This is a genomic window from Lysobacterales bacterium (genome assembly GCA_019634735.1).
Taxonomy (GTDB): Bacteria; Pseudomonadota; Gammaproteobacteria; order Xanthomonadales; family UBA2363; genus Pseudofulvimonas.
On record JAHCAT010000013.1, the window covers coordinates 78,804 to 95,002 of the forward strand.

The 16,199-nt window shown below is 71.1% G+C and carries 16 protein-coding genes and 1 tRNA gene; 1 reads left to right on the forward strand and 16 read right to left on the reverse strand.

Going from position 1 to position 16,199, the window contains the following annotated elements:
• Nucleotides 1-223: 223 nt before the first annotated feature.
• From KF823_12675 to KF823_12745, 15 genes are all read right to left on the reverse strand, one after another.
• A tRNA-Lys gene (locus KF823_12675) sits at nucleotides 224-299 on the reverse strand.
• Between the two features lie 108 nt (nucleotides 300-407).
• A complete protein-coding gene (gene queC, locus KF823_12680) occupies nucleotides 408-1,043 on the reverse strand; it encodes a 7-cyano-7-deazaguanine synthase QueC (protein MBX3726758.1) in 636 nt (211 codons plus the stop codon).
• 68 nt (nucleotides 1,044-1,111) lie between these two features.
• On the reverse strand, nucleotides 1,112-1,810 hold the full coding sequence (gene queE / locus KF823_12685; protein ID MBX3726759.1) for a 7-carboxy-7-deazaguanine synthase QueE: 699 nt from the start codon (nucleotides 1,808-1,810) through the stop codon (nucleotides 1,112-1,114).
• Nucleotides 1,811-1,867: 57 nt separating this feature from the next.
• Nucleotides 1,868-2,749 (reverse strand): tol-pal system protein YbgF, encoded by an 882-nt coding sequence (gene ybgF / locus KF823_12690; GenBank protein ID MBX3726760.1) that lies wholly within the window; start codon nucleotides 2,747-2,749, stop codon nucleotides 1,868-1,870.
• Nucleotides 2,749-3,264, reverse strand: coding sequence for a peptidoglycan-associated lipoprotein Pal (pal, locus tag KF823_12695; GenBank protein ID MBX3726761.1), 516 nt, complete (start codon nucleotides 3,262-3,264; stop codon nucleotides 2,749-2,751). The genes ybgF and pal overlap by 1 nt, the downstream gene beginning before the upstream one ends.
• A gap of 69 nt (nucleotides 3,265-3,333) precedes the next feature.
• Entirely contained in the window at nucleotides 3,334-4,653 is a 1,320-nt protein-coding gene (gene tolB / locus KF823_12700; GenBank protein ID MBX3726762.1) for a Tol-Pal system beta propeller repeat protein TolB, read from the reverse strand.
• Nucleotides 4,641-5,510, reverse strand: coding sequence for a cell envelope integrity protein TolA (gene tolA / locus KF823_12705; protein MBX3726763.1), 870 nt, complete (start codon nucleotides 5,508-5,510; stop codon nucleotides 4,641-4,643). Before tolA ends, tolB begins: the two co-directional genes overlap by 13 nt.
• A gap of 8 nt (nucleotides 5,511-5,518) precedes the next feature.
• On the reverse strand, nucleotides 5,519-5,956 hold the full coding sequence (locus KF823_12710) for an ExbD/TolR family protein (GenBank protein MBX3726764.1): 438 nt from the start codon (nucleotides 5,954-5,956) through the stop codon (nucleotides 5,519-5,521).
• Nucleotides 5,957-5,966: 10 nt separating this feature from the next.
• Complete coding sequence (gene tolQ, locus KF823_12715) at nucleotides 5,967-6,653, reverse strand: protein TolQ (GenBank protein MBX3726765.1); 687 nt, start codon at nucleotides 6,651-6,653, stop codon at nucleotides 5,967-5,969.
• Complete coding sequence (ybgC, locus tag KF823_12720) at nucleotides 6,650-7,117, reverse strand: tol-pal system-associated acyl-CoA thioesterase (protein MBX3726766.1); 468 nt, start codon at nucleotides 7,115-7,117, stop codon at nucleotides 6,650-6,652. The genes tolQ and ybgC overlap by 4 nt, the downstream gene beginning before the upstream one ends.
• A complete protein-coding gene (gene ruvB / locus KF823_12725) occupies nucleotides 7,114-8,175 on the reverse strand; it encodes a Holliday junction branch migration DNA helicase RuvB (protein MBX3726767.1) in 1,062 nt (353 codons plus the stop codon). Before ruvB ends, ybgC begins: the two co-directional genes overlap by 4 nt.
• Before the next feature lie 766 nt (nucleotides 8,176-8,941).
• The gene (gene ruvA, locus KF823_12730; protein ID MBX3726768.1) at nucleotides 8,942-9,544 is read right to left on the reverse strand and encodes a Holliday junction branch migration protein RuvA; all 603 of its coding nucleotides are present in this window, start codon (nucleotides 9,542-9,544) and stop codon (nucleotides 8,942-8,944) included.
• Nucleotides 9,545-9,889: 345 nt separating this feature from the next.
• Nucleotides 9,890-10,402 (reverse strand): crossover junction endodeoxyribonuclease RuvC, encoded by a 513-nt coding sequence (ruvC, locus tag KF823_12735; GenBank protein MBX3726769.1) that lies wholly within the window; start codon nucleotides 10,400-10,402, stop codon nucleotides 9,890-9,892.
• A 467-nt stretch (nucleotides 10,403-10,869) separates the two neighbouring features.
• Nucleotides 10,870-11,610: a YebC/PmpR family DNA-binding transcriptional regulator gene (locus tag KF823_12740; GenBank protein MBX3726770.1), complete on the reverse strand. Its 741-nt coding sequence runs from the start codon at nucleotides 11,608-11,610 to the stop codon at nucleotides 10,870-10,872.
• Between the two features lie 198 nt (nucleotides 11,611-11,808).
• Entirely contained in the window at nucleotides 11,809-12,465 is a 657-nt protein-coding gene (locus KF823_12745) for an alpha/beta hydrolase (GenBank protein ID MBX3726771.1), read from the reverse strand.
• Nucleotides 12,466-12,706: 241 nt separating this feature from the next.
• On the opposite strand from KF823_12745, the gene KF823_12750 reads away from it, so the two are divergent.
• Nucleotides 12,707-14,917: a S9 family peptidase gene (locus KF823_12750; protein ID MBX3726772.1), complete on the forward strand. Its 2,211-nt coding sequence runs from the start codon at nucleotides 12,707-12,709 to the stop codon at nucleotides 14,915-14,917.
• 390 nt (nucleotides 14,918-15,307) lie between these two features.
• Here the strand turns inward: KF823_12750 and KF823_12755 are convergent, their stop codons facing one another.
• A complete protein-coding gene (locus KF823_12755) occupies nucleotides 15,308-16,003 on the reverse strand; it encodes a hypothetical protein (GenBank protein ID MBX3726773.1) in 696 nt (231 codons plus the stop codon).
• Between the last annotated feature and the right edge of the window lie 196 nt (nucleotides 16,004-16,199).

Sequence of the window (16,199 nt, forward strand, 5' to 3'; positions counted from 1 at the left end):
GGCGGCAAGGGCGCCGATGCTGAAGTTCGGGAGCGGCAAGGTGCTCGCGCCCGCGCACGCAGTGGTGTCCTCCTGAACTGTATGAGCCAGCGCTCGGAGAGCAGCGGGCAGGATCTCACTGCGGCAGGGCCTGCCTGCGCGACCCGCAAGGGGCACCCAACGGGCACACCGGAACCGCCAGGGCGACGGACTGCGAGCGTGCCGGCGCAGGGTGCTGATTTCGTGGTGGGCCGTGTTGGGATCGAACCAACGACCAACGGATTAAAAGTCCGCTGCTCTACCGGCTGAGCTAACGGCCCGGTGCGAAGGGAGCGAAGTTTACCAGCCGATGCCCGCAAGGATGCGAAAGCGAGGCGGCGCGATGCGCGCGGCCGACCTGCCCGAACCGGCGCGGCACAGCGCGCGGCTCAGTCGCGGTAGCGCGTGGGATCGGCGACACCGGCCTCCGCGAAGCCCTGGGCGCGCAGCCGGCAGGCGTCGCAGCGGCCGCAGGCGCGGCCGTCGGCGTCGGCCTGGTAGCAGGACACGGTCATCGAAAAGTCGACGCCCAGGCGCAGGCCCTCGCGGACGATGTCGGCCTTTGACAGGCGCATCAGCGGCGCGTGCACGCGCAGGCGCGCGCCCTCCACGCCGGCGCGGGTGGCGACGTTGGCCAGCGCCTCGAAGGCCTCGATGAAGGCGGGGCGGCAATCCGGATAGCCCGAATAGTCGACCGCATTGACGCCGACCAGCAGGTCGGCGGCACCGAGCACCTCGGCATGGCCCAGGGCCAGGGCCAGGAACACCGTGTTGCGGGCCGGCACGTAGGTTACGGGGATGCCTTCGGTGGGCGCCTCGGGCACGGCGATCTCGGCGGTCAGCGCCGAGCCGCCGATGCTGCGCAGGTCCAGGGCCAGGATCTTGTGGCTTTCGGCACCCAGCGCCGAGGCCAGGGCAGCGGCGGCGGCCAGCTCGGCGGCGTGCCGCTGGCCGTAGAGGATGCTCAGCGCGTGCACTTCGAAGCCGTGCGCGCGCGCCTGCGCCAGCACCACCGCGGAGTCCATGCCGCCCGACAGCAGCACCACGGCGCGGCGGCCGCGGCCAACGTCGCCCGGCGGCGGCGTCGACGCGCTCACCGGCCAGGCTCCTCGCCCCACAGGAGCTTGTGGAGCTGCACCTGCAGGCGCACCGGCAGGCGGTCGTCGAGGATCCACTGCGCCAGCTCGCGGGGCGCCAGGGTCGACCACACCGGCGAGAACAGCACCTGGCATCGGGCGGCAAGGTCGTGGGCGCGAAGCTGTTCGACCGCCCAGTCGTAGTCGCCGCGGTCGGCCAGCACGAACTTGAGCTGGTCGTGCGGCTTCAGGTGCGCGAGGTTGCCCCACAGGTTGCGGCCGGACTCGCCGGAGCCTGGCGCCTTCAGGTCCATGACCTTGCGCACCCGCGGGTCGACGCCGGAGACGTCCAGCGCCCCGGAGGTCTCCAGCGAGACCTCGAAGCCGGCGTCGCACAGGCGCACCAGCAGATCCAGGCAGCGCCGCTGCGCCAGCGGCTCGCCGCCGGTGACGCAGACATGGCGGGCACAGTACGCGGCGACCTGGGCGATGAGTTCGTCGATGTCCCGCCATTCGCCGCCGTGGAAGCTGTAGGTCGTGTCGCACCAGGTGCAGCGCAGCGGGCAGCCGGTCAGGCGAACGAACACCGTGGGCCAGCCGACGGCATCGCCTTCGCCCTGGATGGAATGGAAGACCTCGGTGATGCGCAGACGATCGGCGGCGACCGGTGCCTGGGCATCCGGCTCGGGGACCGGGACGGGCGCGGGGGAGGCCATGGCAGTCGGCAGGTGCGGGACCGGCGGACCGCGATCAGCGCGCGGTCGCCAGGAGGATCAGCGCTGTTCGAGCGCCAGGGCGCGCAGGCGGCTCTCCGCCAGACGGGCCACCGTGGTGTCCGGCCAGCGGGCGCTGACCCCTTCCAGCGCGCCGCGGGCGGCGTCGTACCGGCCGAGCTCGTACAGGCAGTAGCCGATCTTGAGCTCGGCATCGGCGGTCTTGTCGCTGTCGGGATAGGCCGCGACCAGCTCGCGGAAGGTCGCCAGCGCGGTCTCGTAATTCTGGGTGACGTAGTAGGACTCGCCCAGCCAGTACTGCGCGTTGTCGGCCAGCTCGTGCGCCGGCCAGGCGCGCAGGAAGGCCCGGAACAGGCTGGCGGACTCGTCGTAGCGGCCCTGCTTGAGGGCATCGAAGGCGGTCTGGTACTCGGCCTGGGGGTCGCCGGCCGGCAGGGGCGAGGCCGCCGCGCCGGCAGGCATCGGCTGGCCGGTGTAGGGATCGACCGGGGCGGCCTCCTCCATCATCAGCTGGTCCGGATCGGCCGGACGCGCAGGCGCCAGCGGCGCGGTGCCCGCACCGGACGAAGGCCGCAGCGAGAGCGGCTCGTCGCCGCCCGCCCCGCCACCGCCGCCGAGGCGGTTGATGCGGTCGTCGAGGTCGGCGTACTGGTCGTTCTGCCGCTTCTTCAGCGCATCGATCTCGAACGCCTGCTGCTCGACCAGGTTGCGCAGGGACTGCAGTTCGACCTGCATCTCCTGGATGCGGTTGAGCAGTTCCATGTTGCCGCCGCCGGTGGCCGGCGCCGACTGTCCCTGCTGCTCGAGCCGGGCGACACGCTCGGCCAGGCTCAGCCGGCCGTCCTGGGCCAGCACCGGGGCCACCATGGCGGCCGCGAGGGCCGCCATGGTGGAGACACGCAGTACGCGACGGATGGTCATTACCTGACGGTGTAGACGATCTCGACGCGACGGTTCTGCTGCCAGCAGGACTCGTCGGACATGGTGCAGGTCGGACGCTCTTCGCCGTACGAAACGACGGTGAGCTGGCCCGAGGAGGCGCCGGCCACGGTCAGGGCATCACGCGCGGCGTTGCCACGACGCTCGCCCAGGCCGAGGTTGTACTCGCGGCTGCCGCGCTCGTCGGCATGGCCTTCCAGGGTGACGCGGGCCATCGAACGGTTGCTCAGGTAACGGGCGTGGCAGCTCAGGATTTCCTGGGCCTCGGAACGCACGTTGGCCTGGTCGAAGTCGAAGTAGACGACGCGCTGGCGCAGGCACGGGATGCGGTCCAGGGCGCTGGGATCGCTCCAGTCGTCACCGGCGGGCGTGGTCTGGGCGGCCGGCGGGGTGGTCTGGACCGGCGGCTCGACCTCGTCACGGACGGTCTTCTTCTTGCAGGCGACCAGGCCGAGGGCCAGGAGGGCTGCCAGGCTGATGCGGATTGCGACGTTCATTGCAGTGTTCCCGGGTGGAGTGGGGGAGTGGGACGTGGATCTGTTCTATTCCAAAACGGGGCTTGCCGCTCACCGCTGGCGATACGGCGACCAGGCCGGCTCGCGGACATCGCCATCGGCAAGCACCAGCCGCTGCCTGACGCGACCGTCGGCGGACACGGAGTAGAGCACTCCGCGGCCCCCTTCCCTGGCGGCGTAGATCAGCATGCTGGCGTTTGGAGCGAAGCTGGGCGACTCGTCCATCCGCCCTGGGGAAACCAGGTCGTAGCGGCCGCCGCCGCCCCGCGTCCGGTCCAAAACCGCTATACGATACACGTTTCCAGCCCCCTGCACCATGGCGAAGCGCTGGCCGTCGTAGGCCACGGAAACGCGGGCGTTGTAGTCGCCCTGGCCGGTCAGGCGGGTCGGCTCGCCACCGGTCGCCGGCACCTGGTAGATCTGCGGCTTGCCGGCCCGGTCCGAGGTGAACACGATGCTGCGGCCGTCGGGCAGCCACTGCGGCTCGGTGTCGATCGCCCAGTGCCGGGTGAGCTGGGTTGTCTGCCGGCTGGCCAGGTCGAGGATGTGGATCTCCGGGTTGCCGGTGCGCGACAGCGACACCGCCAGCCGGGTGCCGTCCGGCGAGAAGGCCGGCGCGCCGTTGATGCCGGGCGAGGCCGAGACCACCTCGCGGCTGCCGGTGGCCAGTTCCTGGATGTAGATCGCCGAGTTGCCGCGCTCGAAGGACACATAGGCCAGGCGCCGGCCGTCCGGCGACCAGGCCGGCGACATCAGCGGTTCGCGCGAGCGCACCACCAGCTGCGGGCCATGGCCGTCGGAGTCGGCGACCATCAGCGCGTACTCGATGTTGGGCGCCACGCCGCGGGCGGTGACGTAGGCGATCCGCGTGAAGAAGGCGCCACGGACACCGAAGATCTTCTCGTAGACCAGGTCGGCGATCTGGTGGGCGACGCCGCGCAGTTCGGCCTCGCGGCCGTTGATGGCGCCGGTGAGGATGCGTTCCTGGCGGGCGACGTCGAAGGCCTCGTACTCGACCCGGAAGCCGCCGCCGGGGGCGTCGGCGACCCGGCCGATCACCAGGTAGTCCTGGCGCAGCAGGCGCCAGGTGGCGAAGCGGACGTCGCTCTCGCGCACCGGGAACTCGACCACGTCGCCGCGCGGCAGCGAACGGATCTGGCCGCTGCGGTTGAAGTCGGCGGCGATCACCTGGGCCAGGTCGACGCTGGGCGGAAGCCCGCCGCCCTCGTGGGCGAACGGCACGACGGCGACCGGTACGGCACCCTCGTTGGCGCCGCTGATCACACCCCTCAAAGGCTCCTGCGCGTGCGCTGAAAGCGACAGCAGGGTGGCGAAGGTGAGCGCTACGAGAATTCGAATCATTGTGTGCACCGTGGATCGTTCTGGTTCTGGGGATGGCAGAAGGTCAGGATGACCTCGCGGTTGAAAACGCTTTCGAATCCTTCATAGGGTAACGGTTCGGCTGCCAAGACAGCTCTCTCGAGCAGTCCCCGGGCCAGCTCATCCGCATCGCAAGGACGGACCGCTGTCGCGCTGAGGATGGTCCCACCCCGAACCTGAACGATTCGCACGTCGCAGATCAGCGGGGCCGTATTGTCCGGAAGGCGCCACCGTTGATGGACGCTTCGGATGATGGATGCCAGATAGCGGGCCTCCAACCCATCGTCCTCGCCGCGCTGGCCGGCCTGGGCCGCCGCGGCAGCGGCAGCGGCCTCCCGCTCGGCCGCCTCGCGCGCCGCGGCCTCGGCGGCGGCGCGCTCCGCGGCCTCGCGCTGCTGCTGTTTGCGTTGCTCGCGCTCGCGCTGCTGCTGCTGTTCGCGCTCCCGGCGCTGCTGCTCCTCGGCACGCTGGCGCTCCTGTTCCTCCAGCAGCACCTGCTCGGCGCGGCGTCGGCGCTCCTCCTGCTCGCGCGCCTCCTCTTCGGCGCGCAGCAGCGCCTGCTGGTCGATGCGCTGCTGGTCGACGGTGTCGTCGGCCTGCAAATCCGTCGGCGGCTCGGGCTGCTGGGGCGGCGGCGGCGGCGGTGCCGGGCGCGGTGCCGGGCGCGGCGGCGCCGGCGGCGCCAGCGCGGCGAGGTCGACGAACACCGCCTCGATCGGCTCGCCGGCCGCGCGCAGCGGCTTGCCCGACTGCCACCAGAACAGCCCGCTGAAGGCCATCAGCAGCACCAGCACATGCACCAGCAGGGCGTAGACGACCGCCTTGACCGTGTCGGCCCGGGTCTCCATCCGCGTCCTCAGTTGCCCGCCGGGGTGGTGGGGTTCGGCTGGCTCATCAGGCCGACCTTGCCGACCTCGGCCTGCTGCAGCAGCACCAGCGCCTGGTAGACCTGCTGGTAGTCGACCCGGCCGTCGCCGCCGACCAGCACCGGCACCTGCGGGTTGTTGCGCACGAAGGCGCCGACCTTGGCGACCAGGGTCTGCGCGTCGACCGCCTCGCGCGCCTCGCCGCCCAGGGTCAGGAAGATCGCCCCGGCCTGGTCGACGGTGACCAGCACCGGCTCGCTGTCGACGTTGAGCGAGCGCGCGTCCGAGCGCGGCAGCTCGATGTCGACGCCCAGGTTCAACAGGGGCGCGGTGATCATGAAGATGATGAGCAGGACCAGGGTGACGTCGATGTAGGGGACGACGTTGATCTCGGCCTTGAGTTTGCGGCGCTGGCGGCGGGCGGCCATGGCAGGGTCCTCAGGCGGCGTCGCCGGCGTGCGCCTGGCGCTGCAGGATGGTCGAGAACTCGTCCTGGAAGGTCTCGTAGCGGCTGTTGATGCGCTCGACCTTGTTCTGGTAGCGGTTGTAGGCGATCACCGCGGGGATCGCCGCGAACAGGCCCATGGCGGTGGCGATCAGCGCCTCGGTGATGCCCGGCGCGACCATGGCGATGGTCGCCTCGCGGACATTGGCCAGGCCGTGGAAGGCGATCATGATGCCCCACACGGTGCCGAACAGGCCGACGTACGGGCTGGTCGAGCCGACCGTCGCCAGGAACTCGAGGTTCTGCTCCAGGCGGTCGACCTCACGGGTGACCGCGGCGCGCATGGCGTGCTGGGCGCCCTCGACGGTGGTGCGCGGGTCGGCGAACTTGCGCTGCCGCTGCCGCGCGAACTCGCGGAATCCGGCCTCGAAGATGCCGGCCATGCCGGTCGCCTCGCCCTGCTCGGCACCGACCTCGCGGAACAGGGCGGCCAGGTCGACGCCGGACCAGAAGCGCGATTCGAAGGCCTCGGCCTCCTCGCTGGCGCGGGTGAGGATGGCGCGCTTGCGGAAGATCACCACCCAGGAGGCGATCGAGGCCAGCAGCAGCAGGGCCATCACCACCTTGACCGGGATGCTGGCCTCGAGGATCAGTTGCAGGAGGTCGAGATCGTTGCTCATGCGGAGAGGGTCTCAAGCAGGGTGTCGGGGATGGCGACGGGCCGGAAATCGGGGACGCGCACGCAGGCGACGCGGACGCTGGCGGAACACAGCAGGACGCCGTCGGCGGCGCGGACGATGCGCTGGACGCCCTTCATGCTGGCGCGACGGGCCTCGCGGACCTCGAAACCGACCTCGAGCAGGTCGTCCAGGCGTGCCGGCGCCAGCCAGTCGACCGCCATCGAGCGCACCGCGAAGGCGATCGCATGCTGCGCCAGCAGGGTCTGCTGGTCCAGGCCGCGGCTGCGCAGCCACTCGGTGCGGCAGCGCTCGAAGAAGCGCAGGTAGCCGGCGTGGTAGACGACGCCGCCGGTGTCGGTGTCCTCGAAATAGACCCGCACAGGCCAGCGGAAGGCCCCCGGCCGGCCAGCGTCGGACGGGCCGGCGGAAGGGGCCGCCGGCTGGGGGTGCGCGCTGTCGGTCATGGTTCGGCCTGTCCGGGGTCGACCCCGGAAAATAGATCGGCTTCGCTTAAGCCGGGCTGACGCGGCGGCGGCTTCAGGCCCAGGTGGCGCCAGGCCCGGGCGGTGGCCATGCGGCCGCGGGCGGTGCGCACCAGGTAGCCCTGCTGGATCAGGTAGGGCTCGACCACGTCCTCGAGCGTGCCGCGCTCCTCGCTGAGGGCGGCGGCCAGCGACTCGATGCCGACCGGGCCGCCGTCGAAGCTGTCGATGATGGTGGCCAGCAGGCGGCGGTCGAGCGGGTCGAAGCCCTCGGCGTCGACTTCCAGCACCGCCATGGCGGCGCGCGCCGCCTCGGCGCTGATCGCGCCGTCGTGGCGGACCTCGGCGAAGTCGCGGACCCGGCGCAGCAGGCGGTTGGCGATGCGCGGTGTGCCGCGCGCGCGCCGGGCGATCTCGGCGGCGCCTTCGGCGTCGCAGGCGATGCCGAGGATGGCGGCCGAGCGGGTGACGATCTGCGCAAGCTCGGCGGGCGTGTAGTAGGCCAGGCGCTCGACGATGCCGAAACGGTCGCGCAGCGGATTGGTCAGCATGCCGGCACGGGTGGTGGCGCCGATCAGGGTGAAGCGCGGCAGGTCGAGCTTGATCGAGCGCGCGGCCGGACCCTCGCCGATCATGATGTCGATCTGGAAGTCCTCCATCGCCGGATAGAGCACTTCCTCGACCACCGGCGACAGCCGGTGGATCTCGTCGACGAACAGGACATCGCCCTCGGACAGGTTGGTCAGCAGGGCGGCGAGGTCGCCGGCGCGCTCGATCACCGGCCCGGAGGTGGCGCGCAGGTTGACGCCGAGCTCGTTGGCGATGACCTGGCTGAGGGTGGTCTTGCCCAGGCCCGGCGGCCCGAAGATCAGCACGTGGTCGAGCGCCTGCTGGCGACGCCGCGCCGCCTCGATGTAGACCGACAGCTTCTCGCGCACCGGCACCTGGCCCAGGTACTCGTCCAGGCGACGGGGCCGGATCGAAGACTCGATCCGGGCCTCCTCGGGGCTGGTGTCCGGGGTGATCAGTCGTTCGGTCATGGGCAGGCGGGTGGCGGGGCTCGCTGGGTGGTCTAGGTGACCCCTTCAACGTGCCGGGGCCGGCCAGGGGGTCGGACGGGACGCATTATCAACCAGCCACGGCCGCCGTGCCGGCCGGCCACCACCCCGCACCGCCGCTCCCGCGCGCCCGTACGGGCGCCCCGATGACCGGGAACGTCCCGCTACCGCGGGCAGCCTCGGCCAGCGCGCGCCGTCGGGCCGGCAACGATGCGGATCATGGCCAGCCCCGGCCCTCTCCCCCGGCCCCTCTCCCAGAGGGAGAGGGGAGCAGAGCGCGCTCCGCTTCTCGCTTCCCGCTTCCCGCTTCCCGAGTCCCGGGTCCCGCGTCCCGGGTCCCGGGTCCCGAGTCCCGGGTCCCGAGTCCCGGGTCCCGAGTCCCGAGTCCCGAGTCCCGAGTCCCGAGTCCCGAGTCCCGAGTCCCGAGTCCCGAGTCCCGGGTCCCGGGTCCCGAGTCCCGGATTGGCCGCGGCACCGCACTTCTCCCCTCCCCCGCCCTGCGGGGGAGGGGCGGGGGAGAGGGCCGCCCCGGCCAGCGCGCGCCGCCGGGCCGGCAACGATGCAGATCATGGCAAGTGCCGGCCCTCTCCCCCGGCCCCTCTCCCAGAGGGAGAGGGGAGCAGAGCGCGCTCCGCTTCTCGCTTCCCGCTTCCCGCTTCCCGCTTCCCGCTTCCCGCTTCCCGAGTCCCGCTTCCAGAGTCCCGCTTCCAGAGTCCCGAGTCCCGAGTCCCGAGTCCCGGCAACCCACTCACGCCTTCAACGCCGCCTTCAGCGCCTTCCTGATGATGGCCTCGGCGTCGTCGCCCTCGACGGCGGCCTGGCGGGCCATGCGCAGGGCGTCGGGTGGCTTGTAGCCAAGGGCCTGCAGGGCGGCGGCGGCCTCGGACTGCGGGTCCAGCGGTACTGCGCCGGAGGCGCCGGACAGGCGGGTACCGCCACCCAGCACCAGATCGGCAGCCTTGTCGCGCAACTCGACCAGGATGCGCTCGGCGGTCTTCTTGCCGATGCCGGGCACCCGCACCAGGGCAGCAGGGTCGCCGGCCTGGACCAGGGCCGCGAAGGCCTCGACGCTGACGCCGGAGAGAATCGCCAGCGCCGTCTTGGCGCCCACGCCATTGACCTTGAGCAGGGTGCGGAACAGGCCGCGTTCGGCCTCGCGGTGGAAGCCGTACAGCGCCACGGCGTCCTCCTTCACCGCGTAGTGTGTGACCAGGGTGACGCTGCGGCCGGTCTCGGGCAGCTCGTAGAAGGTCGACATCGGGCATTCCAGCTCGTAGCCGACGCCGCCCACGTCGAGCAGCAGCCAGGGCGGCTGCTTGCCGATCAGCGTGCCGTGCAGTCGTCCGATCATTCAGGTCCTCGGGTTGTCGTTGGGTGATTCGATCCGGTCATCCTAACCCGGACATTTCGTGAGGACGCGTAGCCAGACCGTCGGGATCGCATCGTGGTGCGGGCAGCGGACCGTTGCACAATGAAGGTGTAGCCGACACCACGTCGAACCGGCCAACGGGAGCAGACCGCGCCACGGCGCGAAGATCGGCGGCCGCAGTAGCGGCGTCGTGAAATGTCCGGGCCAAGGCCTGGATGGCGCGAGTGGCCTCCGCCACGGCGCCGGGTCGGACCGGCGACACGTCGTCGCGGCCACAGTGCGCACCGGTCGGGTGGGCGCCCGAAAAGGGCGGCCGGTCGTCGCCGCTCAGCGGCCGCGCCGCCAGCTGCTGCGTGCCAGGCCGGTGCGGCCCAGGGTGGCGCGGGTATGGGCGTGGGTAAGGGCGATCGCCAGGGCATCGGCGGCGTCGGCCTGCAGCGGCCCGGACAGCCCGAGCAGCATGGCGACCATGTGCTGCACCTGACCCTTGGCCGCAGCGCCCCGACCGACCACGGCCTGCTTGACCTCGCCCGCGGCATACTCGTGCACGGCAAGGTCGCGCAGCACCACGGCGCAGATCGCCGCGCCGCGCGCCTGGCCCAGCTTCAGCGCCGACTCCGCGTTGTTGCCTTTCACGAACACCTTCTCGATGGCGACCTGCTGCGGCTGCCAGCGGTCGATGGCGGCACCGACATCGTCCAGCACCTGACGCAGGCGGTCGGCGAAGGTCTCGTTGTCGAGCAGGCCGATGGTCTGGTGGTGGACATGCGTGCTGCGCCCGGCGGCGTCGACGTCGATCACACCGATACCGGTGCGCTGGCTGCCGGGATCGATGCCCATGATGCGCGTTGCGCCTGTGCGCCCCGCCGGGGTGCCCCTGTCGGGGACCGGGGACCGGGGACCGGGGACCGGCAAAGCAGCCGAAGATACCCCGACATCGTCGCCCAGCACCGCCGGTTCCGCCGGATCGCCTGCCCGAGAGGGTTTCCCGACGCCTGCCACCTGCCCGGATCGCCTTCTCACCCCCATTCCCTCACCCCGTCCTGCTCCTGGCCCCCGCCCCGGGACTCGTGTCCCTTGCCCTGACTCCCTTGCCCTGACTCCCTTGCCCTGACTCCCTGGTCCTCGACTCCCCGGTCCCTGGTCCCTGGTCCCTGGTCCCTGGTCCCTGGTCCCTGGTCCCCGGTCCCTGGTCCCTGGTCCCCGGTCCCCGGTCCCTGGTCCCCGGTCCCTGGTCCCCGGTCCCTGGTCCCTGGTCCCCGGTCCCCGGTCCCCGGTCCCCGCTCCAAGAGTCCCGAGTCCCGGCTCTACTCATACGCATCCGCCGCCAGGTCGGCATTCGAATAGACCTCCTGGACATCGTCCAGGGACTCGAGGCGATCCAGCATCTTGGCGACCGCCTTGGCGTTGTCGCCCTCGACCGCGACGTCGTTGTCGGCACGCAGGGTGACCTCGGCCTCGTCGGGCTTCTGGCCGGCCGCAGTCATGGCGTCGCGCACCGCCTCGAAGGTCTCCGGCTGGGTCAGCACCTCGATCGAACCGTCATCGGGGAACACCACGACATCGTCGGCGCCGGCATCCAGGGCCGCTTCCATCACCGCATCCTCCGAGCAGCCGGGGGCGAACGACAGCACGCCCAGCTTGCGGAACATGAAGGCCACCGAGCCGTCAGTGCCGAGGTTGCCGCCGTGCTTGCTGAAGGCGTGGCGGACGTCGGCCACGGTGCGGTTGCGGTTGTCGGTCAGGCAGTCGACGATCACGGCGACGCCGCCCGGTGCATAGCCCTCGAAGCGGATCTCCTCGTAGCTGACGCCCTCCAGCTCGCCGGTCGCCTTCTTGATGGCGCGCTCGATGTTGTCCTTGGGCATCGACGCCGCAGTGGCCTTGTCCATGGCCAGGCGCAGGCGCGGATTCATCGCCGGGTCGCCGCCACCCATGCGGGCGGCGACATGGATCTCGCGCACCAGCTTGGTGAACTGGGCGCCGCGCAGGGCGTCCTGCTTGCCCTTGCGGTGCTGGATGTTGGCCCACTTGGAATGACCTGCCATGGTCGCTGCGGCTCCTGTTGCGATGGTGGCTGAACATTTCTTGTTGAAAAACGGCCGTGCTGGTCGTTCTTCTCGCCCGTCCGGCGCAGGTCCGGACGCGCTCCCGTCGAATCAACTGCTTACGCGGCCGCTTCGCCGAGCGGCCATCCATGGCCGCAGCCAGCAGGCTGTTTTCAACAGCCTGTTAACCGCGCGATTCTAACCGAGGCCGGAAGCCAGACCGTCGAGCGGGGCCGTTGGCAGGGCCTGCCCGGCCAGCCAGGTCGAGGCCAGCCCGGCCACCTGCGGCGACAGCAGCAGGCCGCTGTGGCTGGTGCGCAGCACGACATGGCCGGCCAGGCCAGGGTGCCGGGTCTCGGCCACCGCCACGGTGCCGTCGTGCGGTCCAGTCAGGCCTGGCACCAGGGCACCGAATCCCATCGGCAGGGAACCGGCGACCATGGCCACCGGCACCTGCCCGGGCAGCCCCTCTGCGCCCCGGCACAGCAGATCGCGGGCGCCGCCCAGGCTCCAGCGCAGGGAACGGCGCGCGGCCAGGGCGCGCGCCACCGCGCTGCCGGCCAGCGGCGTGCCCAGGCACAGGACCCGGCTGCCCGCTGGCAAGCCGTCCCGGCATGCCGCCTGCACCGCCAGCAGGCCGCCCAGGCTGTGGCCGACCAGGTGCACCGCGCTGCCATCCGCCAGGGTCGCCAGACGCCGGGCGATGCGGTCCAGTGCCCGCATCGGGGAGCCGGCCACGCTGGCGTAGTCGAGGCAGGCCACCGGATGGCCGCGGGCGCGCAGCCGCCGCGCCAGCAGCGCCAGCGTGAAGCCGCGCATCCAGATGCCGTGCAGGAGCAGGACCGGCGGGGACATGGCGGCAGTCTACGCCGCCTCGCGGCGCGCAGAGAACGGCCGTCTCCCCGCTGGCCCGCAGTCCGGGAAGACCCTTCCTGCCTTCATGATGCGGTGGACGCCGCGCCAGGTGCGCCCTGCGACAACTGGCCGCACCCCGGGCCGTGCTTCAATGTCGCCCCCCCTGCCCGCGCCCGGCGGCGGTTCCGGACCCCGGAACGGACCGCCCGCGACGGCTGCACTGCCCCTACGGAGCCCCCCGATGACCCTGCTCGCCCCGACCTCTTTGCGCCTGCTGGCACCTGCCCTGGCATTGGTCCTGCTGGCCGCCTGCGGCAAGCCCGACACCGCCGCCCAGGGTGACCCGTCGGCAGCGGCCACGGTGGCGGCCGTCGCGCCGCTGACCGCCGCCGAGCCCGGCCTGCCGGCACCGCCGGTGGCCGAGGTCCGGCCGCACACGGTCGCCGCGCCGCACGGCGCGAGCCGCGAGGACGAGTACTACTGGCTGCGCGACGACAGCCGTGCCGACCCGGCCATGCTGGCTTACCTCGAGGCCGAGAACGCCTACACCGATGCCGTGATGGCGCCGCTGCAGCCGCTCCGGCAGCGCCTGTACGACGAGCTGGTCGGCCGCATCAAGCAGGACGACAGCTCGGTGCCCTACCGCTTCAAGGACTACTGGTACCAGACCCGTTTCGAGGAGGGCAAGGAGTACCCCATCCATGTCCGCCGCAAGGGCACCATGGAGGCGCCCGAAGAGATCATGCTGGACGTCAACGCGATGGCGCAGGGCATGAGCTTCTACCAGGTCGCCACCTGGGAGCTGAGCCCCGACCAGAAGCGCATCGCCTATTTCGAGGACAGCGTCGGGCGCCGCCAGTACACGCTGCGCGTCAAGGACCTGGGCACGGGCGAAACGCTGCCCGTTGCGATCGGCGGCCTGTCCGCCGGCGCCGCCTGGTCGGCAGACGGCAGCACGATCTATTACGTCGAGAACGATCCGGTCACCCTTCTGACCCGGCGGGTGAAGGCGCACCGCCTTGGCAGCGATCCGGCCCAGGACCCCGTGGTCTACGAGGAGAGCGACGACAGCTTCTACATGGGCATCGGCCTGACCCGCTCCGAGCAGTACATCTGCATCTACCTGGCCAGCACCGTCTCGAACGAGCAGCGATGCACACCGGCCGCCGCGCCCGGCGAATTCCGGGTACTGGCCCAACGGGAGCGCGATTTCAAGTACGGCGCCGACCATCTGCACGGTCGCTGGGTGATCCGCACCGACTGGAACGCCCAGAACTTCAAGCTGATGAGCGCGCCCGAGGACGCCTGGGACGATCGCAGCCGGTGGACCGACCTGCTGCCGCACGACCCCGAGGTCTTCATCAGCGACGTGCAGCTGTTCGACGGATTCCTTGCCGTGGGCGAGCGCTCCGGCGGCCTGACCCGCATCCGCCTGCTGCGCGAGGGCCGCAATGCCGACCACGTGGCTGCCGACGAGAGTGCCTACACCATGGGCCTGTCCGGCAATGCCGAGCCCGGCACCGACTGGCTGCGCTACACCTACACCTCGCTGACCACGCCCGCCACCACCTACGAGCTGAACGTGGCTACCGGCGAGCGCCGTCTGCTGAAGGAACAGCCGGTGCTGGGCGGCTTCGACAAGGCCGCCTACGAAACCCACCGCCTGTGGGCGCCGGCCCGCGACGGCACGCGCATCCCGGTCTCGGTGGTGCACCGCAAGGGCCTGCCGATCGACGGCAGCGCGGCCCTGCTTCAGTACGGTTACGGATCCTACGGGTCGAGCTCAGATCCGCGCTTCAACGCCAACGCCGTCAGCCTGCTCGACCGCGGCATGGTCTACGCCATCGCCCATGTGCGCGGTGGCCAGGAAATGGGCCGCCAGTGGTATGAGGACGGCAAGCTGCACAGCAAGATGAACACCTTCACCGACTTCGTCGACGTCACCGATTTCCTGGTGAAGGAGGGCTATGCCCACCCGCAGCGCGTCGCCGCCCTGGGCGGCAGCGCCGGCGGCCTGCTGATGGGCGCCATCGCCAACCTGGCGCCGGAGCGCTACCGGGTGCTGGTGTCGTTGGTGCCGTTCGTGGACGTGGTCACCACCATGCTGGACGCCAGCATCCCGCTGACCACCAACGAATACGACGAGTGGGGCAACCCCGAGGACCCCGAGTTCTACCGAACCATGCTGGCCTACTCCCCGTACGATCAGCTCGAGGCCAAGGCCTACCCGGCCATGTTCATCGGCACCGGCCTGTGGGACAGCCAGGTGCAGTACTGGGAGCCGGCCAAGTATGTCGCCCGCCTGCGCGCGCGCAAGACCGACGACAACCTGGTGGTATTCCGCACCCAGATGGAGGCCGGCCACGGCGGCCGCAGCGGCCGATTCCAGCGCTTCCACGAGACCGCCGAGCAGTTCGCCTTCCTGCTCAACCAGCTGGCGGTTGCACCGTAACGGGCTGCGCCTGTCCGGCCCGAGGCTCGCGCACGGCATCGCCGCCAGGGGTTGGTCCGGGTTTTTCATGAGGCCGCAGTAGCGTCCCCATGATCGTTCCGGGTTTGGCGCCGCAATGGCGGCGCCTGCGGTGGACAGGCCCGACCCCGGCACCCTGCAAGGCGACGACCTGCCGGCTGTCGCCCTCGAGGGCCGCCCGGTGACCGGGCCGCCCACGAAGCCGGTTCGGACCCAGGCCGGACGGACGAGCCGCGAGGCCAGCGTGGGCGGCTTTCCAAAGGACTGCCAGGTCCGGCAGTCGACGCTGTATGTCGGGCAGACCAACCCGGCTGCCCGCACACCACGGCGCGCAGCGGCCGTGCACGCCGCGCGCCGTGGTCCCGCAGCGGATCAGGGCGAAAGCACGTCGGCCGCGCCTCCCGACGAGGCGGCGCCAAGGACGCCGCCCAGCCCCGGTCCGCCGATCAGCGTGCCGCCGGCGCCACCGACCAGATCGGCGCCCACCACCAGCAGCACCTTCCAGATCGGGCGCAGCCTGAGGCTCGACGCCGCGCTGTCGTCCGTGCCGGAGCCGCTGGTGCGCTCGCGCGCGCTCCAGAAGCGCAGCGAATGGCGGGCGACGCTGAGCCCGGCGAGGATCGACTGCTGGGGCGGCGTGCCGAGACGCAGCTGTGCGACCGCGGCGGCCTCGAGCTGCGCGAAGGCGGCATCCGCCGTGGCGAAGTCCGGGGCCGTCTCAAGCACATTGTCGATCTGTGCGAACCAGGCGAACTCGGCATCGGTGAAGGCTTCGCGATAGGGAAGCATGCCCTGCACCGCGCCGGCGTAGGGATCGATCTGCGCGAAGTCCTCGTAGCGCTCGACGAACGCCGCGGTCGACATGCCGGGATCGAACCCGCAGATGTTCACCACGGCGACCAGGGGCTGCACACCCTGGGTGGCGCCGTTGTGCATCAGGCAGGCCAGGTAGACGTTGTGTTCGATGCCGACGTGATCGAGCGGATTGCCCTGGGCCTGGGCTGCGCCCGGGGCGGAACCCAGCGCGAGCAGACCGGCGACGAGGGTGGATGCGAGCAGGTTCTTCATGATTCGACCTCCTGTGGTTGGTGCATGGCGTGACTGGGAGATGCGGGTCCTGGGCCGTGCCGAAGACCGGGCCCGCATCGGCGGTGCAGCATCGCCAGCATTCCCACGCGGCGTCCCGAAAGCGAGGAAGAATCCGGGATCGTCTGGGAAGGAATCGGTAACGTTTTACTGGAAGCTGTGATGTGTATCTCTTTTC

Excerpts from the sequence above, each read along its gene's own strand:
- queC (MBX3726758.1), bottom strand. The coding sequence starts at position 1,043 with ATGGACTCCGCGGTGGTGCTGGCGCAGGCGCGCGCGCACGGCTTCGAA.
- queE (MBX3726759.1), bottom strand. The coding sequence starts at position 1,810 with ATGGCCTCCCCCGCGCCCGTCCCGGTCCCCGAGCCGGATGCCCAGGCA.
- ybgF (MBX3726760.1), bottom strand. The coding sequence starts at position 2,749 with ATGACCATCCGTCGCGTACTGCGTGTCTCCACCATGGCGGCCCTCGCG.
- pal (MBX3726761.1), bottom strand. The coding sequence starts at position 3,264 with ATGAACGTCGCAATCCGCATCAGCCTGGCAGCCCTCCTGGCCCTCGGC.
- tolA (MBX3726763.1), bottom strand. The coding sequence starts at position 5,510 with ATGGAGACCCGGGCCGACACGGTCAAGGCGGTCGTCTACGCCCTGCTG.
- KF823_12710 (MBX3726764.1), bottom strand. The coding sequence starts at position 5,956 with ATGGCCGCCCGCCGCCAGCGCCGCAAACTCAAGGCCGAGATCAACGTC.
- tolQ (MBX3726765.1), bottom strand. The coding sequence starts at position 6,653 with ATGAGCAACGATCTCGACCTCCTGCAACTGATCCTCGAGGCCAGCATC.
- ybgC (MBX3726766.1), bottom strand. The coding sequence starts at position 7,117 with ATGACCGACAGCGCGCACCCCCAGCCGGCGGCCCCTTCCGCCGGCCCG.
- ruvB (MBX3726767.1), bottom strand. The coding sequence starts at position 8,175 with ATGACCGAACGACTGATCACCCCGGACACCAGCCCCGAGGAGGCCCGG.
- ruvA (MBX3726768.1), bottom strand. The coding sequence starts at position 9,544 with ATGATCGGACGACTGCACGGCACGCTGATCGGCAAGCAGCCGCCCTGG.
- ruvC (MBX3726769.1), bottom strand. The coding sequence starts at position 10,402 with ATGGGCATCGATCCCGGCAGCCAGCGCACCGGTATCGGTGTGATCGAC.
- KF823_12740 (MBX3726770.1), bottom strand. The coding sequence starts at position 11,610 with ATGGCAGGTCATTCCAAGTGGGCCAACATCCAGCACCGCAAGGGCAAG.
- KF823_12745 (MBX3726771.1), bottom strand. The coding sequence starts at position 12,465 with ATGTCCCCGCCGGTCCTGCTCCTGCACGGCATCTGGATGCGCGGCTTC.
- KF823_12750 (MBX3726772.1), top strand. The coding sequence starts at position 12,707 with ATGACCCTGCTCGCCCCGACCTCTTTGCGCCTGCTGGCACCTGCCCTG.
- KF823_12755 (MBX3726773.1), bottom strand. The coding sequence starts at position 16,003 with ATGAAGAACCTGCTCGCATCCACCCTCGTCGCCGGTCTGCTCGCGCTG.